The sequence below is a fragment of the Microbacterium sp. 22303 genome (genome assembly GCF_052045265.1).
In the GTDB taxonomy this organism is placed as follows: Bacteria; Actinomycetota; Actinomycetes; order Actinomycetales; family Microbacteriaceae; genus Microbacterium.
Window position 1 is genome coordinate 1,148,752 of the sequence record NZ_JBQEOQ010000001.1, and the last position, 20,770, is coordinate 1,169,521.

The 20,770-nt window shown below is 69.6% G+C and carries 17 protein-coding genes; 5 read left to right on the top strand and 12 right to left on the bottom strand.

What is annotated here, in order from left to right:
• Positions 1-70 precede the first annotated feature (70 nt).
• Positions 71-1,387, top strand: coding sequence for an NADP-specific glutamate dehydrogenase (gdhA, locus tag ACTJI8_RS05440; RefSeq protein WP_440732456.1), 1,317 nt, complete (start codon positions 71-73; stop codon positions 1,385-1,387).
• Between the two features lie 67 nt (positions 1,388-1,454).
• Here the strand turns inward: gdhA and ACTJI8_RS05445 are convergent, their stop codons facing one another.
• Complete coding sequence (locus tag ACTJI8_RS05445; protein ID WP_440732363.1) at positions 1,455-2,345, bottom strand: helix-turn-helix transcriptional regulator; 891 nt, start codon at positions 2,343-2,345, stop codon at positions 1,455-1,457.
• A gap of 101 nt (positions 2,346-2,446) precedes the next feature.
• Here ACTJI8_RS05445 and ACTJI8_RS05450 point away from each other — a divergent pair, with 101 nt between their 5' ends.
• Positions 2,447-3,214: an SDR family oxidoreductase gene (locus ACTJI8_RS05450; protein WP_440732364.1), complete on the top strand. Its 768-nt coding sequence runs from the start codon at positions 2,447-2,449 to the stop codon at positions 3,212-3,214.
• A 42-nt stretch (positions 3,215-3,256) separates the two neighbouring features.
• On the opposite strand, the gene ACTJI8_RS05455 is transcribed toward ACTJI8_RS05450, so the two are convergent.
• The 4 genes from ACTJI8_RS05455 to mfd are packed head-to-tail and all read right to left on the bottom strand — an operon-like array spanning position 3,257 to position 11,301.
• A complete protein-coding gene (locus ACTJI8_RS05455) occupies positions 3,257-6,244 on the bottom strand; it encodes an aminotransferase (RefSeq protein WP_440732365.1) in 2,988 nt (995 codons plus the stop codon).
• A 44-nt stretch (positions 6,245-6,288) separates the two neighbouring features.
• Positions 6,289-6,885: a gamma carbonic anhydrase family protein gene (locus ACTJI8_RS05460; RefSeq protein ID WP_440732366.1), complete on the bottom strand. Its 597-nt coding sequence runs from the start codon at positions 6,883-6,885 to the stop codon at positions 6,289-6,291.
• 31 nt (positions 6,886-6,916) lie between these two features.
• A complete protein-coding gene (locus tag ACTJI8_RS05465; protein ID WP_440732367.1) occupies positions 6,917-7,726 on the bottom strand; it encodes an NUDIX hydrolase in 810 nt (269 codons plus the stop codon).
• Entirely contained in the window at positions 7,723-11,301 is a 3,579-nt protein-coding gene (gene mfd / locus ACTJI8_RS05470; protein ID WP_440732368.1) for a transcription-repair coupling factor, read from the bottom strand. The genes ACTJI8_RS05465 and mfd overlap by 4 nt, the downstream gene beginning before the upstream one ends.
• A gap of 84 nt (positions 11,302-11,385) precedes the next feature.
• Between mfd and ACTJI8_RS05475 the strand changes: the two genes are divergently transcribed.
• Positions 11,386-11,979, top strand: a complete 594-nt coding sequence (locus ACTJI8_RS05475) for a hypothetical protein (RefSeq protein ID WP_440732369.1) — start codon at positions 11,386-11,388, stop codon at positions 11,977-11,979.
• A gap of 37 nt (positions 11,980-12,016) precedes the next feature.
• On the opposite strand, the gene pth is transcribed toward ACTJI8_RS05475, so the two are convergent.
• The gene (pth, locus tag ACTJI8_RS05480) at positions 12,017-12,598 is read right to left on the bottom strand and encodes an aminoacyl-tRNA hydrolase (protein ID WP_440732370.1); all 582 of its coding nucleotides are present in this window, start codon (positions 12,596-12,598) and stop codon (positions 12,017-12,019) included.
• A 79-nt stretch (positions 12,599-12,677) separates the two neighbouring features.
• Positions 12,678-13,286 (bottom strand): 50S ribosomal protein L25/general stress protein Ctc, encoded by a 609-nt coding sequence (locus tag ACTJI8_RS05485; RefSeq protein WP_440732371.1) that lies wholly within the window; start codon positions 13,284-13,286, stop codon positions 12,678-12,680.
• Between the two features lie 189 nt (positions 13,287-13,475).
• Between ACTJI8_RS05485 and ACTJI8_RS05490 the strand changes: the two genes are divergently transcribed.
• Positions 13,476-13,601 (top strand): hypothetical protein, encoded by a 126-nt coding sequence (locus ACTJI8_RS05490; RefSeq protein ID WP_258955456.1) that lies wholly within the window; start codon positions 13,476-13,478, stop codon positions 13,599-13,601.
• A gap of 82 nt (positions 13,602-13,683) precedes the next feature.
• On the opposite strand, the gene ACTJI8_RS05495 is transcribed toward ACTJI8_RS05490, so the two are convergent.
• The 5 genes from ACTJI8_RS05495 to ACTJI8_RS05515 form a co-directional block, all read right to left on the bottom strand.
• Positions 13,684-14,397, bottom strand: coding sequence for an ABC transporter ATP-binding protein (locus ACTJI8_RS05495; protein ID WP_440732372.1), 714 nt, complete (start codon positions 14,395-14,397; stop codon positions 13,684-13,686).
• Positions 14,384-15,331 (bottom strand): ABC transporter ATP-binding protein, encoded by a 948-nt coding sequence (locus tag ACTJI8_RS05500; protein WP_440732373.1) that lies wholly within the window; start codon positions 15,329-15,331, stop codon positions 14,384-14,386. Before ACTJI8_RS05500 ends, ACTJI8_RS05495 begins: the two co-directional genes overlap by 14 nt.
• Positions 15,328-16,530, bottom strand: a complete 1,203-nt coding sequence (locus ACTJI8_RS05505) for a branched-chain amino acid ABC transporter permease (RefSeq protein WP_440732374.1) — start codon at positions 16,528-16,530, stop codon at positions 15,328-15,330. The genes ACTJI8_RS05500 and ACTJI8_RS05505 overlap by 4 nt, the downstream gene beginning before the upstream one ends.
• Positions 16,527-17,543, bottom strand: a complete 1,017-nt coding sequence (locus ACTJI8_RS05510; protein WP_440732375.1) for a branched-chain amino acid ABC transporter permease — start codon at positions 17,541-17,543, stop codon at positions 16,527-16,529. The genes ACTJI8_RS05505 and ACTJI8_RS05510 overlap by 4 nt, the downstream gene beginning before the upstream one ends.
• A gap of 95 nt (positions 17,544-17,638) precedes the next feature.
• Positions 17,639-18,862, bottom strand: coding sequence for a branched-chain amino acid ABC transporter substrate-binding protein (locus tag ACTJI8_RS05515; protein WP_440732376.1), 1,224 nt, complete (start codon positions 18,860-18,862; stop codon positions 17,639-17,641).
• Positions 18,863-19,181: 319 nt separating this feature from the next.
• Between ACTJI8_RS05515 and gndA the strand changes: the two genes are divergently transcribed.
• Positions 19,182-20,642, top strand: a complete 1,461-nt coding sequence (gndA, locus tag ACTJI8_RS05520; RefSeq protein ID WP_440732377.1) for an NADP-dependent phosphogluconate dehydrogenase — start codon at positions 19,182-19,184, stop codon at positions 20,640-20,642.
• The last annotated feature ends 128 nt before the right edge of the window (positions 20,643-20,770 follow it).

Consider the following 20,770-nt stretch of genomic DNA (forward strand, 5'->3'; position numbering starts at 1 on the left):
CCGAGTGACCGACACCATCAGCGACCCCGCACGCACCGACTTCCATCCCCTCTCCCCGCTCGCCCAGCCCGTGTTCGAGGACGTCCTCGCCCTGAACCCGAACGAACCCGAATTCCACCAGGCCGTGCACGAGGTGCTGCACTCCATCGGACCTGTGCTCGAGCGTCACCCCGAGTACGTCGACGCCGGGGTGCTCGAGCGTCTCGTCGAGCCGGAGCGCCAGGTGATCTTCCGGGTGCCGTGGGTCGACGACCACGGCACGGTGCAGGTGAACCGCGGATACCGCGTGCAGTACTCCTCCGTGCTGGGTCCGTACAAGGGCGGCCTGCGCTTCCACCCGTCGGTGAACCTCTCGATCATCAAATTCCTCGGCTTCGAGCAGATCTTCAAGAACGCGCTCACCGGTCAGGGCATCGGCGGCGGCAAGGGCGGCTCGAACTTCGACCCGCACGGTCGCAGCGATGCCGAGATCATGCGGTTCTGCCAGTCCTTCATGAACGAGCTGTACCGTCACCTCGGCGAGCACACCGACGTCCCCGCCGGAGACATCGGCGTGGGCGGCCGCGAGATCGGCTACCTGTTCGGCCAGTACCGCAAGATCACCAACCGGCACGAGTCCGGCATGTTCACCGGCAAGGGCATCGGCTGGGGCGGAGCGCAGGTGCGCACCGAGGCGACCGGCTACGGCGCGGTCTTCTTCGCGCAGGAGATGCTGGCCGTGCACGGCGAGTCGCTCGAGGGCAGGCGCGTCGGCATCTCCGGATCCGGCAATGTCGCGATCTACGCGATCCGGAAGGCCGCGCAGCTGGGGGCCGTCGCCGTGACCGCGTCCGATTCCTCCGGGTACGTCGTCGACGATACCGGCATCGACGTGGACCTTCTCCGCCAGATCAAGGAAATCGAGCGCGGACGCATCGTCGAGTACGCCAGGCGCCGCCCCGGGGCCCGCTTCATCGAGGGCGGTTCCGTGTGGGAGGTGCCGGTGGACATCGCCGTGCCCTCCGCCACGCAGAACGAGCTGGACGGCACAGGCGCAGCGGCCCTGATCGCGAACGGCGTGCGCGCCGTCTCCGAGGGTGCCAACATGCCGTCGACGCCCGAGGCCGTCGCGGCCTTCCAGGACGCGGGCGTGCTGTTCGCCCCCGGCAAGGCCGCGAATGCCGGCGGCGTCGCGACGTCCGCTCTGGAGATGAGCCAGAACGCGGCCCGTCAGCGCTGGGGCTTCGACGACAGCGAGCAGAAGCTGCGCGACATCATGGCCGACATCCACCGCGCCGCGTTCGACGCCGCCGAGCGCTACGGCGTGCCGGGTGACTACGTCGCCGGTGCCAACATCGTCGGCTTCGAGCGGGTCGCGAACGCGATGCTCGCGCAGGGCGTCATCTGAACCTCGCTCCGGAAGTCGAAGCGCCGACCCGCTTTCGAGCGGGTCGGCGCTCCGCGTCTCGGCGCGGTCAGCGCTCTGCGGACTCCGCGCGGCCGAGTTCATCGGCGAACTGCGGGCGCTGGGCGCTGCCGCCGGCTGCGGAACGGCTCGCCGCCCAGGATCCCAGCGTCCGCAGCGCGTCGGAGGTCCTCTCGTCGGCGGCCATGTAGGTCACGAGCATGAGCGCAGGTTCGTCGGGAAGGGTGAGCGTCTCGTAGTCGAGTGAGAGGCGCCCGATCTCCGGGTGGTCGACGAGCTTGTGGCCGTGGGTCTTCACGACCACCTCCTGCCGCGCCCAGGCACGCACGAAGTCGTCGCTGCCGATGGTGAGTTCGCCGATCAGGGCGGCGATCTCCGGGGCGTCCGGGAGCAGCCCCGCCATGCGGCGCAGATGAGCCGCCGTCTCGCGGGCGACCTTCTCCCACTCCGGGTAGTACGCCGGTGCGGTCGGATCCAGGAACACGTGACGGGCCATGTTCCGCGGACCGTCGGGGAGCGCGATGAGGGCGTCGCCGAGCAGGTTCGTGGCCAGCACGTCCATGGCCGGCCCCAGCACGAACGCCGGGACCTGAGGCATCGCATCGAGCAGTGCGCGCACCCCGGGACGCGCACCGGGAGCGGCCAGGGGCCGGGGCGCCTGAGCCTGCGTGCCCGGTCGCGCAAGCACTCGGAGATGATCGCGCTCGACATCGTCCAGACTCAGCACGCGCGCGATCGCGTCGAGCACCTGGTCCGACGCCGCCCGCGCCCTGCCCTGCTCCAGACGCACGTAGTAGTCGGGACTGATCCCCGACAGCAGCGCGACCTCCTCGCGGCGCAGACCCGGCACCCGCCGCTGACCGCCGGCGGGCAGGCCGCGCTCCTCAGGGGCGATGCGCTCCCGCTTCGCACGGAGGAACTCCCCGATCTCGGATGTCATGGTCCCAGTATCGCCGCCGCGCACCGCGCGAGGGTGGCCCTGTCAGACCCAGGTTCATCGGGACGTTCCCGCCCTGGTGCAGCCCGCGCAGGCTGGTTCCCATGAACACCGAATCCTCTCTCCCCCTTTCCGGACGCACCGCCCTCGTCACCGGTGCCGGCAGCGGCATGGGTGCGGCGGTCGCCGCGCACCTCGCCGCCCTCGGCGCCTCCGTCGCCGCCCTCGGTCGCCGGGAGGATCGCCTCGCGGCCGTCGCCGCAGCCTCCGCCGACTCCGACGCGGCAGGGCGGATCCTCGTGGTTCCCGCCGACATCATCTCCGAGTCCGAGGTCGCCGCCGCCATCGCGCAGATCCACCGCGAACTCGGCTCCGTCGACCTCCTCGTCAATGCCGCCGGCGTGATGCTGCCGAACCCCCTCGCGGACGGTCGTGCCGACGAATGGGACCGCATGATCGACACGAACCTCACCGGCCTGCTCCGCGTCACCCGCGCCGTGCTGCCCGACCTTCTGGACGGAACCGGGCCGCGCGACATCGTCAACATCTCCTCGATCGCCGCGCACGTGGTGTTCCCGGACTACGCCGTCTACGCCGCGACGAAGGCCGCCGTCACCGCTCTGTCCGCCATGCAGCGCACCGAAGTGGCCCGGCACGGCGTGCGGGTCACCAACGTCGAACCGGGCCTCACCTCCACGGAACTGGGCACGCACATCGAGAACGAGCGCCTGGGCGCCGAGCTCGCCGCCATGTTCGACGCGATCGAGGCGATCTCGGCCGACGACGTCGCCGACCTGGTCGACTTCGTCGTGACTCGCCCCGCGCACGTGAACCTGCGCCAGGTCGTCGTCCTGCCGACCCAGCAGGCCTGATCCGGTCCGTCCGAGCCCCACGTCGCGCGGGCTCGGACGGGCTCACCAGCCTTCGGCGAGCACCCGGTCCAGCGCCGCCACGACCAGGTCGGCGCTCTGCGCCGTGAGGCACAGCGGAGGCTTGATCTTCAGCACGTTCGACCGCTCGGAGGTCGTCAGCACGATGACGCCCAGCTCCCGGAGCCGCTCGCAGATCGCGGCCGCCTCGGCCGCCGCGGGTTCCATGCTCTCGCGGTCGCGGACGAGCTCGACCCCGAGATAGAGGCCTTCGCCGTGCACCGGTCCGATGAGCGGATGGCGCTCGGCGAGCGCGCGGAGCCCCTCCGCCAGGCGCCGGCCCACGACGCGCGCGTTCTCCTGCAGCCCCTCGACCGCCATCGCGTCGAGCACCGCGATGCCGACGCGGCAGCTGAGCGGGTTCCCGCCCGCGGATGAGAAGAACTGCCCCTGGGCGGACAGCGCGTCAGCCACTCGCTTCGACGTGATCACCCCGCCGATCGGGAAGCCGTTGCCCATCGGCTTCGCGATCGTGATGATGTCGGGGACGACGCCGGACTGCTCGAAGCCCCAGAACGAGGATCCCATCCGGCCGAATCCGACCTGGACCTCATCGGCGATGCACAGCCCGCCTGCGGCGCGCACCCGGGCATAGGCCTCCGCGAGGTAGCCGTCCGGCAGCAGAACCCCGCCGGCGTTGCCGAGCACCGATTCGCAGATGAAGCCGGCCGGGGGACGCCCGTCGGCCGTGAGACGGTCGAGGTCGGCCCCCAGATCGGCGACGTACCGCGATCCCGTCTCCTCGCCGCGGTAGGTGCCGCGGAACCGGTTGGGCACATCGGCCACGTGCACCCAGTCCGGGCGCGTGGCCAGGGCGTCGGGGTTGTCATAGGCGCTCGTGGTCACCGCATCGCTGGCCATGGTCCAGCCGTGATAGGCCTCCCGCAGCGACACCACGGTCTTGCGCCCGGTGGCCGCCTGGGCGAGTCGCAGCGCGAGATCGACCGCCTCGGAACCGCTGTTCACGAGCAGCACCGTGTCCAGGGCGTCCCGGTCGGTGCCGCCGCGGCGCGCCTGAACCGGCAGCAGCGCGAGGAGGCGCTCGCTGTACTCCGCGAGTTCGCGATACAGGAACCGGGAGTTGGTGTTCAGGATCCGGATCTGCCGGTTCACAGCGTCGGCGACGCCGGGGTGGCCGTGTCCGAGCCCCGTGACGTTGTTGACCATGTCGATGTAGGCGCGCCCGGTGGTGTCGACGAGGTGGTGCCGCCAGCCGCGCTCGATCTGCGGCGGGCGCTCGTAGTACCGTTCCTGGGCACTCGCGAACGTGCGCTCCCGGCGCGCGAGTTCCGCCGGCGCCTCGTCCCACTGCGCGAGCGCGGGCAGGCCGAGCCAGGGTGCCGGATCGGTGCTGAACCGGCGCCAGGCAGGCACCGACTCCGGGCTGACGAGCGCGGCGTCACCGAGCTCCGGCGCCGTCCCCGGGGCGTCGCGGCGCAGGATCGAGACCACCACGGTCCGAGCCGTCGTGCTGTCCGCGACCCAGCTGATCCCCTGCCCGGCCTCGACCTCGGCGCCGTGCTCGGGGGCGAATCCCGTGCCGCGGATCTCGCAGACCCAGTTCTCGGCGAAGACGATCCGCACCGTGCCGTACGCGGATCCCTCGATCCGCCCGGAGACCGGGGCGGCGAGCAGCATCTGCCCGCCCGCGGGCAGATGGATCGTTGTCCCGATCGGCCAGGTCGGCGCCGCCTCCGCGCTGTCCACGCGCGTGCGGGTGAGCCGGTAGACGCCGTAGGGCATCACCGCCGCCGCCGCCCCGCCGTCGAATGCGGCGCGGACGAGCACCTGCTCGATATCAGGCGAGAGCCACGCCCCGCCGGACAGATCCTCGGACTCGACGCCGGGATCGAGGACCGCGACGTCACCGTCGAGCCCGGGCAGGAGAGACGCGAGCGCTACGGCCGAGCTCTCTCGCATCGGGGTCTCGGGCAGCATCGCCGCCGCGGGGAACCCGAGCCTATCGACAACGAGCTCGACCGCCTCGACGAGCGGCACCGCTGTCGCCGCGTCGAAGATCGCCTGCTCCCCCGCGATCCGCTCGCGGGCATACTCGTTGCCGCCGTCGATCTCGAGCTGACGCCAGCCGCTCGCCACGAGAAGGGCCGCGCGCAGCACGATCAGCGGCCAGACCGCGCGCGCCTCGGACTCGCTGAGGGGCGCCTCGGCGTGGAAGGCCGCGATGGTCTCGAGCACGCGCAGCGGCCGCTCGGGCTCGTGATGCAGCATCGACGATGCGCAGACCGCGAGCTCCGCGACCCGCCATCCGAGCGCCAGGTCGCCCAGGTCCAGCACCGTGCGCGGGTGCAACCGGGAATCCGCTCCCCGCTGGCCCATCACGTTGTCATCGGTGAGATCGCCGTGGATCGGCTGCACCGGCAGATCCACGGCGACGGTTCCGAGAAGGCGTTCGGCCCGCGCGATCGCTTCGTCGACGCGAACTCGCAGGTCCGGCTCCTCGATCGACGGCAGCAGACGGCGCGCCTCCTCGGCCGCGACCCGCATGTCCCACATCTGCGGACGATCGAGGCCCGGATGCACCAGCTCGGCGAGTGCGTTCACGGACGCGGCGGCGAGGGATCCGAACTCGCGCAGCACCTCTGGCGCGAAGTAGCCGGCGTCGACCATCGCCTCCCCCTCGGCGAAGGCGCTCCGCCGCACCGAGAACCCGCGCCAGCGCTGGGTGAGGGCGCCGTCGAGGCCCGGCAACGCGGCGGGCACCGCGACGCCTGCCGCACGGTAGGCGTCGAGTGCGGCATGCTGCGCATCACGCGCCCTGTCGGGGAAGACCGGGTTGTCGACGCGCAGCACGCTGCGGGTGCCGTCCGCCTCGGTGAGCAGGAAGTTGCGGTCCTGGTTGCTGCCGAGTTCGGACGCGGTGGCGGTGATGCCCCAGAGCTCGCTCGCGATCGCGACGGCGTCAGAGGTGGTGACATCGGGGCGCACGAGACCCCCGGTCGGCTGTTCGGGCACAGCGGTCCCTTCGTTTGGAAGCGCGGGAAGCGTGGAGTGGTATCTCAGAGCGCGTGGTCGTCGGCGTGCCGCGCGAGTGAGCGGGCGTAGCGCTCGGTCAACTGGACCATGAGGTCGGGCGTCGAGCGGTCCACGCCGAACACGTAGCCGGGGAAGTCGAGCTCGTGCTGGGCCTCCCAGATCTGCTCATGCTGCTCGGGCGAGAGGATGCGCACCGGATCCCCGACCGCCACCCAGCCGATCGGCACCACGGTCTCCGGCGGCAGGGTCGTGCGCAGGTGCACCACCGCGTTGATGCGCACCTCGCTGCGCTCGCCGATCACCGCGCCGTTGAAGATCCGGGTCCCGGTGGCGAGGAACACCTCTTCGGCGATGGTCGCCCCCGAGATGCTCGCCATCGGCCCCACCAGCACGTGATCGCCGATGTGCACCGGGTTGGCGGCCGTGGCGCGGATGAGCGCGTTCTCCATCACGATGACGTGCTCGCCGAGCGTGATCGGACCGCCCTCCGCGGTGATGACGGCGCCGTGCAGCACCTGGCAGTTCTCCCCGATCGTGACGTCGCCGGAGATCACGGCGGACGGAGCGACGACGGCCGTGTCGTGGATGCGGGGCCGAGCCCCGAGGTGCTCGTAGATCATGTGACGAGCGTAGTGCTGAGCAGGCGGATCGTCAGGATCCGACGGGCGGGAGCAGCCCCTTGGCGGCCGCCATCGTGCGGGCGATCAGCAGCGCCGGATCCCTGATCTCCCCCTCGATCAGGAGCTGATCCAGGTCGACGCGCGCCATCCGCGCCAGCTGCACCTTCTCGCTGGGATCGTCCGCCGATGCCCGGCCTTCCCGCACGCCAGGTGCGAAGAAAAGGTGCGTCTTCCAGACGCTCCGCCCGGGGTTGGCGAAGAAGGTGTGCAGCGGGATCAGCTCGGTCGCCACGACGCCGAGCTCCTCTTCGAGCTCGCGTCGTGCCGCCTGCTCCGGCATCTCGCCGAACGCGCCCGCGCCGCCCGGAAGATCCACGATCCAGCGATCGACCGGGTAGCGGTACTGCCGGGCCAGCAGCAGGTCGGCTCCGTCCTGCACGAGCACCGCAACCGTGAACGGCACGCTGCGGTCGACCTCGAACGTGGCGCGCTCGCCTGTGGGCAGCTGCACCTCGTCGACATCGATGCGCACCTTGCCGCGATGCGTCTCACGGGTCGAGATCCATTGCCAGCGGGGATCCGCGGCAGGCTCGGGACGCACCCGAGAGCGCCGCGAGGGCTCCGGCGCCGAGGCGGAGCCCACGACCAGGACCGGATCCGTCTTCCGGGCCTTGGAGCGCGGTCCGGCGAGGTCCGCGGACCTCCCGGACGCCGCCGGAGGCTCATCCGCGCGCAGCGCATCCTGCCGGTCCTGCATCAGCTGCTCCCGCACGAAGGCCCGCCCCTCCGCCGCCGACAGCGCACGGTCGCGCCGCCGCGGCGCGGTGAGCCCGGCGCTCACGATGCCGCTCCTGCGGCGACGGTCTCCTCGGCCGGTGCGGACGCGGGAAATAGCGCAGTCAGCAGCTGACTCGTCCACTCGACCGGATCCGCCCTGTCCGCACCCGGCATGGGCACGACCAGCGCCTCTCCCCCGCCGACCAGCTTGGCCTGCGGGTAGAGCCGCTGCAGGCGCACCTTCATCGAGTCCTCGAAACGCGCCGGCGCGACCCGGAGGTTCGATCCCATCGCGACCACGTCGGTGAGCCCGGCGCGCGCGGCGCGACGCCGCAGCCGGGCGATCGCCACGAGGCCGGCGACCTCTGCCGGCGGAGCGCCGTACCGATCGGTGAGCTCCTCGACCACGTGGTCGATGGCGTCGTCCGCCGCCGTCGCCGTGGCCGCGCTGGACAGCTTCTGATACGCCTCCAGCCGCAGCCGCTCGCTGTCGATGTAGGAGTCGGGGATCCGCGCATCCACCGGCAGCTCCAGGCGCAGCTCGGCGCCCGTCTCGGTCTCCTCGCCGCGGAAGGTCGCGACAGCCTCGCCGATCATGCGCAGGTACAGGTCGAAGCCGACGCCCGCGATGTGACCCGCCTGCTCCGCACCCAGAAGGTTGCCCGCGCCGCGCAGCTCGAGGTCCTTGAGCGCGACCTGCATGCCGGACCCGAGGTCGTTGTTCACCGCGATCGTCTGCAACCTGTCGGCGGCCGTCTCCGACAGCGGCTTCATCTCGTCGTACAGGAAGTAGGCATAGGCCCGCTCCCGCCCGCGCCCCACGCGCCCGCGGAGCTGGTGGAGCTGGCTGAGGCCGTAACGGTCGGCCCGGTCGATGATGATCGTGTTCGCGTTGGAGATGTCCAGGCCGGTCTCGATGATGGTCGTCGAGACGAGCACGTCGAACTTGCGCTCCCAGAAGTCGTCGACGACCTGCTCCAGCTGGTGCTCGCCCATCTGCCCGTGCGCGACGGCGATCCGCGCCTCGGGGACGAGCTCGGCGAGCTCACTCGCGACGCGCTGGATCGACTGCACCCGGTTGTGCACGTAGAAGATCTGGCCCTCGCGGAGGATCTCGCGCCGGATCGCGGCGGCGACCTGCTTGTCGCTCTTGGGGCCCACGAACGAGAGGATCGGATGGCGGTCCTCGGGCGGGGTCTGCAGGGTCGACATCTCGCGGATGCCGGTGACCGCCATCTCGAGCGTGCGCGGGATCGGAGTGGCGCTCATCGCGAGGATGTCGACGTTGGTCTTCATCTTCTTGAGCGCGTCCTTGTGCTCGACGCCGAAGCGCTGCTCCTCGTCGATGATCATGAGGCCCAGATCCTTGAACATCACCTGGTCGGTGAGGATCCGGTGCGTGCCGATCACCATGTCGACGGATCCCTCCAGCAGGCCGTCGAGCGTGAGCCGCGCCTCCTTGTCGGTCTGGAACCGCGACAGCGGACGCACCTTGACCGGGAAGCCCGCGAAGCGCTCCGTGAAGGTCTCGAGGTGCTGCTTGACGAGCAGCGTGGTCGGCACGAGCATCGCGACCTGCTTGCCGTCCTGGATCGCCTTGAACGCAGCGCGCACCGCGACCTCGGTCTTGCCGAAGCCGACGTCGCCCGAGAGCAGCCGATCCATCGGGATGGGCCGCTCCATGTCGGCCTTGATCTCGTCTATGGTCTGCAGCTGGTCGGGGGTCTCCGCGAACGGGAAGGCCTCCTCCAGCTCGCGCTGCCACGGGGTGTCCTTGGCGAAGGCGTACCCCTTGGCCGCCATCCGCGCCGAGTACAGCTTCACCAGCTCGACGGCGATGTCGCGCACTGCCTTGCGCGCCTTGCCCTTGGCGGCGGCCCAGTCGCTGCCACCCATCTTCGACAGCTGGGGCGCCTCCCCGCCGACGTACTTGGAGAGCAGGTCCAGCTGATCGGTGGGCACGTACAGCTTGTCGCCCGGGTAACCGCGCTTGGACGGCGCGTACTCGAGCACCAGGTAGTCCCGCGTGGTCTTCACGGCGTTGCGCCCGCCCGACGAGACCTCGCGCTGGGTCATCTCGACGAAGCGCGCGATGCCGTGCGTCTGGTGCACGACGAAGTCGCCCGCCTTGAGCTGCATCGGATCCACGACGTTCTTGCGTCGGGAGGCGAGCTTCTTGACGATGCGGGTGTCACCGCCGATCGTGCGTCCGTAGAACTCGCTCTCGGTCAGGACCGCGATCTTCGCGGAGGCTACCTGGAAACCCGACTCGATGGCTCCCGTCACGAGCGTGGCGACGCCCGCGTCTGGAGCGCCCGGGAGAGAGTCGACCACACGGGCCGCGACCCCGCGGTCAGCGAGAACGTCCCGGGCGCGATCGACGAGGCCGGGGCCCGAGGCCACCAGGATGACCCGCCATCCGTCCGAGACACGGCCGGCCGTGAACTCGATCGCGCCGTCGACGTTGCCGTGGAACGACGGGATCGGCGCCGCGCTCACACCGTCGGTACCCTGATCGAACACCGCATCCTCGGCGCCGGCGTCGAACGCGCTCAGCCGCCACCACACGCCGTCGCGGTCATGCACGGCGGTGCGCAGTTCGGCAATGGAGAGGAAGTCGCCGGTCTGCAGGTCGATCGGTGCCGAGGCGCCCGCGGTCGCGGCGCTCCAGGCGGCATCGAGGAACTCGCGGTTGGTCTCGCCGAGGCTCGCCGCGCGGGCGCCGGACCGCTCCGGATCCACGAGCGCGACCGCCGCGTGCTCGGGCAGGTAGTCCGTGAGCGGCACCACAGGACCGGCGACGACGGGCAGGAGCGACTCCATGCCCTCGACCGGGATCCCTTCCGCCATCTTCTGCAGCATCCCGGCGATGCCGGGGAAGGCGTCGACGAGAGCGCCCGCCCGCTCGCGCACCTCCGCCGTCAGCAGCAGCTCGCGACTGGCGGGCAGGGAGACGCTCGACGGCGCTGCGGGGAGGGAGCGCTGATCCGCGACAGAGAAGAGCCGGATCTGGTCCACCTCGTCGCCGAAGAACTCCACTCGCGAGGGATGTTCTGCCGTCGGCGGGAAGACGTCGAGGATGCCGCCGCGCACCGCGAACTCTCCGCGGCGGGAGACCATGTCGACACGCGAATAGGCGCGTTCCACGAGGGAAGCGGCGACGCCGTCGAGATCGTAGCCTCGTCCGCCGACCGTGAGCTCGAGGGGTTCGACGTCGCCGAGCCCCGCGGCGACGGGCTGCAGGGCCGCGCGCACCGACGCGACGACGACGAGCGGGCGCTCCCCCGACCAGACCCGCATCCGGCGCAGCACTTCGAGGCGCCGCCCGACGGTGTCGGGGCTGGGGCTGAGTCGCTCGTGGGGCAGCGTCTCCCACGCGGGGAAGGACAGGATCTCGGCGTCGGGAAGGTAGGAGCCGAGGGCGGCAGCGAGGGATTCGGCACGGCGCCCGGTCGGCGCGACCACGAGCAGCGCCCCCGGCTTGCCCGCGGCGGCGCGGCGCTCGAGAAGCCCCGCGAGCATGGGCGCGTCCATGCCTGCGCTCGCGAGCAGGTCGGCGTCGGTCTGCGCCCAAGTCAGGGCGTCGCGGAATCCGGACGCCTCCTCTTCCAGAGCGCGGATGATCCCCTGCACAGTCACCGGAAGAGTCTACGTGCCGTCGCCGACACGGGAGCCGTCCATCGCCTCTCGTCGTAGGTCCGATGCCGACCCTAGGATGAACGCGTGACCGATCCGCAGCAGCCCGCTCCCGTTCCGCCGCCCGCCGCGACGGGATATCCGGCACCGCCGATCGCGCCTCCCGCCTACGGCGCACCGCAGCAGTTCGCGCAGCCCACCGCCCCGGTCTACCAGGCCCCTCCCGGAGCGTTCTCCGGACCTGCCGGGGGCTTCACGACCCCCTACGCGCCGACGCCGCAGACGGCCCGCGGTTCGGGGCTCGGCCGCACGGCTCTGCTGCTCTCGCTCGTCGCCACCGTCGTGCTGACCGTCGTCGGGGCCGTGCTCGCGTGGCAGGTCGGACACGGCATCGGATCCTCGGCCGACCTGACGACCCTCGAGAATCAGGTCGGCGCCGGCGACCTGTCGATCCTGACACCCGTGCGGGACCTCGTGCTGTGGGTCGAGATCACGTCGTGGGCCGCGACCGCGCTGGGGATCTGGGCGCTGGTGCAGGGCATCGTCGCGATCGCCAAGCGGCGCGGACGCGGATCCGGCGTCGCGGCCGTCATCATCGCCGTGCTGGGGCCGTTCGTCTACTTCGTGGTCGGCTACCTGGCCTTCGCAATCGCACTGGGCGTGGCGGCCTCGCAGAGCTGACGCGACGCGATCTGCCCGGCACGCGGTGCGGCCGCGGTCAGCGCGGCGCGTGGTGCTTCTGCTGCGCGGCGAGCAGGCCCTCCTCGACCAGCTGCTCCACGGCGTCCGCCGCGTCGGAGATCAGGATCGGGAGATTCGAGCGCTCCGCGGCGCCGAACGGTGCGAGCACCCAGTCCGCGGGATCCTGCCGACCGGGCGGACGCCCGATCCCGACCCGCACCCGCGGGAAGTCCGGGGTCGTGAGCACCCGGGCGACGTCACGGATGCCGTTGTGTCCCCCGTGCCCGCCGCCGACCTTGAGCTTGATGGTGTCGAACGGGATGTCCAGCTCGTCGTGCACGAGCACGACCCGCTCGGGGTCGACCGAGTAGAACCGCGCGAGGGCGCCGACCGGGGCGCCGGACACGTTCATGAAGCTGTTGGGCTTGGCGAGCACGAGCTTGTCGCCGCCCGGCCGCACCCAGGTCTCCACGACCCGGGCGCCGGCCTTGTGCTCACGGAACGCCTCGCCACGCCGCGCCGCGAGCTCGTCCAAGACCATCTGACCCACGTTGTGCCGGGTCGCGGCGTACTTCGGGCCCGGGTTGCCGAGCCCTACCACCAGCCACGTCTGCGCCATGGATCCATCCTCCCGGAGAGAAGAAGAAGGGAGCGCGAAAGAATCGCGCTCCCTTCTCAGAGTTCTGAGAACCGAAAGGTCACTCCGCCTTGGAGGCGATCGCGTCCGCCTCGAGGGCGTCGCCCTCGGCCTCGGCGAGCGAGTCGGCGACGTTCTGCGCGGAGACGGCCACGATGAGCAGCTCCGGGTCGGCGACCAGCGTGACACCCTTGGGCAGCTTCACGTCAGCGGCGGTGATGTGCGAGCCCTCCTCGAGGCCCTCGACGGAGACCTCGACGTGCTCGGGGATGTGGGTGGCCTCGGCCTCGACGGCGACGTGCGTGTTCTCCAGCTGCACGATCGTGCCTGCGAACGCCTCGCCCACGACGACGACGGGGAGCTCGATCGAGACCTTCTCGCCCTTCTTCACCACGAGCAGGTCGATGTGCTCGATGATCTGGTGCACCGGGTCCTTCTGCACGTCCTTGACCAGGGCGAGCTCGGCGCGACCCTCGATGTCCAGCTCGAGCAGCGCGTTGGCGCGACGGATGAGCAGGGCGACCTGGTGTCCCGGCAGCGCGACGTGCACCGGCTCGGTGCCGTGGCCGTAGATGACGGCCGGGATCTGGCCCGCGGCGCGCAGGCGGCGGGCGAAGCCCTTGCCGAAGCTGGTGCGGAGCTCGGCGACAACCTTGTTGTCTTCGGTCATGGTGTTCTCCTTGTTCACACGCGGCTCGGGGCCGCGCGGTGGTCTGGGTGCGTCGTCTCGACACGACGGAAGGAGAGCCAGAGCTCGCCGCGTCGATCACGGATGCGCGCACACGTGCGTCATCCCTCGCCGAGGACCACACCATGCTACCCGAGTTCGGCGCGTTGTTCTGACGGTAGGCTGTACGGCATGACCGATGGTGCATTCCTCTCCGAAGCGCTGGCCTGGCTGATCGGCCTGATGGCCGTCGGCGCGACCGTACTCTGCTTCGGCGCGTTGTTCTCGCTCGGCCGCTCCGGCTACCGCAAGGACTGACGAACCACACACGAAGAACCGCGCCGCCCCTTCGGACGACGCGGTTCTTCTCGTGTGTGCCTTCGACAGGCTCAGGGACCGGTCATCCGACGCCGAGATAGGCCTCCTTGACGGCCGGATCGGCGAGCAGCTCCTTGCCGGTTCCGGTGCGGGTGATCGCCCCGGTCTCCAGCACGAAGGCGCGGTGCGCGCGTGCGAGCGCCTGGTTCGCGTTCTGCTCCACCAGCAACACCGTCGTGCCCTGCGCGTTGATCTCCGTGATGATCTTGAAGATCTGCCGGATGAACTGCGGGGCGAGACCCATCGAGGGCTCGTCCAGCAGCAGCACGCGCGGCTGGGACATCAGCGCCCGCCCGATGGCGAGCATCTGCTGCTCGCCTCCGGACATCGTGCCTCCCAGCTGCTTCTTGCGCTCGTCCAGCCGCGGGAAGAGCGAGAACACGCGCTCGTACGACTCGGCGACGCCCGACTTGCTCTTCAGACCGAACGTGCCCATGTCGAGGTTCTCCAGCACCGTCATGCCGGGGAAGATCCCCCGACCCTCGGGCGACTGCGAGATCCCCTTGACGACGCGCAGGTGCGCCTTCATCTTGGTGATGTCCTCGCCATCGAACGTGATGGATCCGGTGGACGGCTGCAGCAGTCCCGAGATCGTGCGCATGGTCGTGGTCTTGCCCGCGCCGTTCGCGCCGATCAGCGAGACGATCTCACCCTCGTCCACCGAGAAGGAGATGTCGTGGATCGCCTTGATCCGTCCGTAGTGGACCGAGACGTCCTTCAGTTCAAGCAACGTCATCTTCGGGCACTCCCAGGTAGGCGGCGATCACGCGCGGATCGTTGCGGATGGCGGCGGGCAGGTCATCGGCGATCTTCTTGCCGAACTCCAGCACCACGATGCGGTCGGTGACACCCATCACGAGCTTCATATCGTGCTCGATGAGCAGCACCGTGTAGCCCTCGTCGCGGATGGAGCGGATGAGGGCCATCAGATCCTCCTTCTCAGCCGGATTGAAGCCGGCGGCCGGCTCGTCCAGGCAGAGGAGCTTCGGATCCGTTCCGAGGGCGCGGGCGATCTCGAGGCGTCGCTGGGATCCATAGGACAGATCCCGTGAGCGCTTCTGCGCGTGCTGCGCGATCCCGACGAAGTCGAGCAGGGCCATCGCACGATCGACCGAGCTCTTCTCCTCCCGCACGTGCCTGGGCAGCCGCAGCAGAGCTCCCGGCACCGAGGTGCGGTGCCGCGCGTCCAACCCGACGACGACGTTCTCCAGAGCGGTCATCTCGCCGAAGAGGCGGATGTTCTGGAACGTGCGGGCGAAGCCCAGACGCGTGATCTGGTGCTGCTTGCGTCCCTTGACCGACTGCCCTTCGAGCAGCACGTCGCCGCTGGTGGGCTTGTAGACGCCGGTCATGGCGTTGAAGCACGTCGTCTTGCCGGCGCCGTTCGGTCCGATCAGACCGAGGATCTCACCGCGCTTGATGTCGAACGACACGTCGTCCAGAGCGGTGAGACCGCCGAAGCGGATGGTGAGGTTCTTCACCTCGACCAGTTTCTCGCCGACCTCGACCTCGATCTCGCGCTCGGACTCGGCGCCCTCGACGAGCGGCGGGTCCTCACCCGGCACGATGTCGGGCTGCGCGCCCTCGGGCATCTCGGCAGCCACCGCGTCCGTCACGGACTCCTCCGGAGCCGCGTCGGCGGGAACCTGGTTCTCGTTCGGATCGGTCATGACGCACCTCCCTCAGTGCTCGGCTTGGGCGTTCGCGTCGGTTCCGCCCTGGGGGGTTTCGGCGGCGCGATCCACTCGATCGCCTTGCGCGAGTAGGCCATCAGACGCATCTTGGCCGGGATCAGACCCTGCGAGCGGTAGATCATCAGGATCACCAGAGCGACACCGAAGATGAGGTACTTGTACTCGGCGATCGCCGTGAAGCGCAGCGGGATGTACGCCACGATCGCGCCGCCCAGGATCGCACCGACCTTGTTGCCCGTGCCGCCGAGGACGACGGCGGCGAGGAACAGGATCGAGGTCTGCACGTCGAACTTCTGGTTGTTCACGAAGCCGATCTGCCCTGCCATCAGCGCGCCGGAGAGGCCGCCGACGCTCGCGCCGATCGCGAACGCCCACACCTTGTACTTGAAGGTGGGCACGCCCATCGTCTCGGCGGCGTCCTCGTCCTCGCGGATCGCGATGAATGCGCGGCCGACGCGCGAGCGCTCGAGGTTGCCCACCAGCAGCAGCACGATGATGAGGATCGTGATGGTCAGCCAGTACCACGGTACGCCGTTCGAGTTGGAGAAGATCGGCACTCCGGAGGCGGTCTCCCCCGGCGGGCGACCGATGTTCTGGAAGCCGACCTGACCCTTCATGGCCGGGATGATCGTCGCGAGGATCCGCACGATCTCTCCGAAGCCGAGCGTCACGATCGCGAGGTAGTCTCCGCGCAGTCGAAGCGTGGGCACGCCCAGGACGACGCCGAAGATCATCGCGACGACCATGGCCGCCGGCAGCGTCCACAGGTACGGGATCTTCAGGTAGGGCGAGTCGGGGCTGGTGAACATCGCCGCGGTGTACTGGCCGACGGCGAAGAACGCGACGTAGCCGAGGTCGAGCAGACCCGCGTAGCCGACGACGACGTTCAGCCCGACCGCGACGAGCGCGTAGACCGCCATCGAGAACAGTGCGATCGACCAGTTGTTGCCCGGCGACGTGCTGAGCGGGAAGAAGTCCAGGAACGGCAACGCGTAGGCGATCGCGACAACGGGCAGCATCCATGCCCACTGCATGGGACGCGACATCTCGTTCCAGCGTTCGCGGAGCCCGCGGAACGGACCGCGACGTGCGGTGGCGATCGATTCTGTCTCGATCGTCTCTCGGGCCGACTCGGCCGTGGGCAGCGGGCGGGGCCCGTCGGATGAGGTGCTCATGCCTTGCTCCTTCCGAGCGTGGTGCCCAGGATGCCGGTCGGGCGGACCAGCAGCACGAGGACGAGGATGACGAAGGCCACGACGTCGGCCCACTGCGCATCCCCGAGGAGGATCTGCCCGTAGTTGCCGACGACGCCCAGCAGGATGCCGCCGAGCAGCGCACCCCGGACGTTGCCGATGCCGCCGAGGACAGCGGCGGCGAACGCCTTGACGCCGAGGATGAACCCGCCGTTGTAGATGACACCGGAGGGCACCAGCATCACGTAGAACAGGGCCGCGGCTCCGGCGAGCAGGCCGCCGATGACGAACGTGATCACGATGGTGCGCTCCTTGGAGACGCCCATCAGGGTCGCGGTGTCCGGATCCTGCGCGACGGCGCGGATCCCGCGTCCGGTGCGACTGCGGCGGATGAACATGTCGGTGCCGACCATGAGCAGGATCGCGGCGACCACGATGATGATCTGCTGGTTGGTGATGATCGTGCCGAAGACATCGAAGACCGGCTCCGGGATGAACATCGTCACGGCGGGCTGCGCGTTCGCCCCGCCGACGAACGGCAGGAAGATGAGGTACTGGATCGCGAAGGAGACGCCGATCGCGGTGATCAGGAACGCGAGCCTCGGCGCGTTGCGTTTGCGCAGCGGTCTATAGGCCACGCGTTCCACGAGGAAGGCTGTGACCGCCGAGGCGAGCATGCCGACCACGAGCGCCAGCAGCAGATCCATGATGATCTCAGCCGGGCCGATGGTCGGGGCGCTCGGGCCGAAGCCGAGCGTGGTCAGTGTGACGACCACCCCGTATGCGCCCACGATGAAGACCTCGGAGTGGGCGAAGTTGATCAGGCTGAGCACGCCGTAGACGAGCGTGTAGCCGACCGCGATGAGGCCGTAGACGGCCCCGAAGGTGAGACCGTCGAAGGTCGCGCTCCAGAAGTTCTGGAACAGCGCATTGACGTCGAAATTGATCCATGAGTTGTCCGCGTGCACGACGGACTGGGCGAGAAGATCCAGCATTCAGGTTCGCTTCCACAGGGGGCGCTCGTGGCGCCGGGAAAGAGCAGGAGAAGAAGGGCCCCGCGACGCAGCTCGTGCGTCGCGGGGCCGGTGGATCACTTGCCGATCTGTCCGACGTAGACGATCTTGCCGCCGTCGACCTTGTAGCCGTAGACCGCGGGAGCCTGCAGCTCACCCGTGGCGTCCCACTTGTAGTGCTTGCTCAGCCCGTCCTTGTCGTAGTTCTTGACCCAGTCCTTGAGGTCTGCGCGGGTCTGCTTGCCCGCGTCGATGCCGGCCAGCAGCACGGTGGTGGCGTCGTAGCCCTCGATGGAGTAGGTGCCGGGAGCCGCGTTGGACGCGTCCTGGTACTGCTTGGCGAAGTCGGTCAGCAGTTCGCCCGGGATGCAGGGGCAGGTGAAGTACGCGTTCTTGGACGCGTCACCGGCGAGCTTGATGAACTGGTCGTCCTTCACGCCGTCGGGGCCGACGAAGGCGCCCTTGTAGCCCTTGGAGACGAGCTGCTGGTCGAACGGCGCACCCTCGGCGTAGTAGCCGGCGTAGTAGACCGCGTCGGGCTTCGCGTTCATGATCTTCGAGATCGTGGCCGAGAAGTCCTTCTGACCGGTGGTGACCTTGTCCGTGCCCACCAGTGCGGAGCCGAGCGCGTCGCTGGTCGCGGTGCCGAGGCCGATGCCGTAGTCCGAGTCGTCCTGCACCAGGTAGACCTTCTTGGCCTTCAGCGTGTCGGTGACGAACTTCGCCGCGGCGGGACCCTGCTGCGAGTCGTTGCCGAGGGCGCGGAAGAAGGTGGTCCAGCCGTTCTTGGTCAGGCCGGGGTTGGTCGCCGACGGCGTCAGGTGCACGAGGCCCTGCTGCTCGAAGATGTTGCCGGTCGCCTTGGACTCTCCGGAGAACGGCAGGCCGATGACGCCGACGATGTCGGCCTCGCCCACGGCCTGGGTCACGGGACCGGTCGCCTTGTCGGGCGTTCCCTCGGTATCGAACTTCTTGAACTGCACCTGGCAGTCGGGGTTGGCCTTGTTGTGCTGGTCGATCGCGAGCTGCACGCCGTTGAAGATGTTGATGCCGAGCTGGGCGTTCGCGCCCGTCTCCGCGCCGATGTAGGCGATCGTGGTCGTCGCCGCGCACTTGCCCTTGCCGTCACCCGCGGGCAGGACGGCGTCCTTCGGGGTGTCGACCGAGGTGACGGCGGGGACGTCGATCCCGCCTCCGCTGCTCGACGTCGGGGTTCCTCCGGCCTTGTTCGCACAACCTGCGAGCAAGAGCAGGGCCGCTGCTGCTGCGACGCCCGCGGTGAGGGCCTTCTTTCGCATCATTTTGTGATTGCCTTCCGATTCGGGTCATCGACCGCTCCTTGCGAACGTCGATGTCATCAAGGGTGTGGTGAGCGTACCTCTTTGCACGCGCTCCGCGAACGACATTAGTCCGACGGCGTCCGGAATTTCGCTCCCCCGCGACGAACGGGTATTCGGATCGTTACATGCTGTTCTCGCGACCGACACATCGACGCACGCGACGCACGCTCCGGGCGCACCTCCCCCGCGGATCCCCCGACGGCGAACGTCATCGACATCGTCGGCGAGGACCCACCGGGTAGCCTGGGAAGCCCACCCACGCTGTCGTCTGGAGTCCCGCGTGTCAGAACACACCGCCCACGCCAACATCGGAGTCGTCGGACTCGCCGTCATGGGCTCGAACCTCGCCCGCAACCTCGCGAGCCGCGAGGGCAACACCGTGGCGATCTTCAACCGCAGCTACGAGAAGACCCAGGGCGTGCTGGACGCGCACCCGGAGGCCGGCTTCATCCCCGCCTCCACCTACCAGGAGTTCGCCGACGCGCTGCAGAAGCCGCGCACCGCGATCATCATGGTCAAGGCCGGCGCCGGTACCGACGCCGTGATCGATGAGCTCGTGAAGGTGTTCGAGCCGGGCGACATCATCGTCGACGGCGGCAACGCGTACTTCCCCGACACGATCCGCCGGGAGAAGGCGGTGCGCGCCACGGGCATCAACTTCGTCGGCGCAGGCATCTCCGGCGGCGAGGAGGGTGCGCTCACCGGCCCGTCGATCATGCCGGGCGGATCCGACGAGTCCTGGGTGACGCTCGGACCGATCCTGCGCTCCATCGCGGCGATCGCCGAGGGCGAGCCCTGCGTGACCCACGTCGGCCACGACGGCGCAGGCCACTTCGTGAAGATGGTGCACAACGGCATCGAGTACGCCGACATGCAGCTCATCGCCGAGGCCTACGACCTGATCCGCCGCGGCACGGGCAAGACCCCCGCCGAGATCGCGGAGATCTTCGCCGAGTGGAACAAGGGCGAGCTCGAGAGCTACCTGATCGAGATCACCGCCGAGGTGCTCCGCCAGGTCGACGCGTCCACCGGCAAGCCGCTCGTCGACGTCATCCTCGACCAGGCCGGCGCCAAGGGCACCGGGGCCTGGACCGTGCAGACCGCACTGGCGCTGGGGGTGCCGGTCTCCGGCATCGCCGAGGCCACATTCGCCCGGTCCCTTTCCTCGCACCCCGAGCAGCGCGCCGTCGCCACCGCCCTTCCCGGTCCGGCGGAGGCCCTCACGGTGTCCGCCGACCAGGTCGACGCGTTCATCGAGGACGTGCGCCTGGCGCTGTACGCGTCGAAGATCGTCGCGTACTCGCAGGGCTTCGACGAGATCCGCGCGGGTGCCGCCGAGTACGGCTGGAACATCGACCTCGGCGCGATCTCGAAGATCTGGCGCGGCGGCTGCATCATCCGCGCGCAGTTCCTGAACCGGATCGCCGACGCCTACGCGGAGACGCCGGAGCTGCCCGTCCTGATGACCGCGCCGTACTTCGCCGAGGCGCTCACCCGCGCCCAGGCCGCGTGGCGCCGCGTGGTCGTGACCGCCGCGCAGGCCGGGATCCCCGCGCCCGCATTCTCCTCGTCGCTGTCGTACTACGACGGGATCCGCGCCGACCGCCTTCCCGCCGCGCTCGTGCAGGGCCAGCGCGACTTCTTCGGCGCGCACACCTACAAGCGCGTCGACAAGGAAGGCACCTTCCACACCCAGTGGTCCGGCGACCGCACCGAGATCGAAGCCGTCGACACGCACTGACGCGGCCCCACCGACGAGTCGTCCCCGTCAGCACACGCCAGAGTGTGCGCTGACGGGGACGACTCGCAAGTGGAGGGGCTTGCCTCGGAGCTCGGGTTCCCTCAGACGTCGCTTCCGCGGAGGGTCGC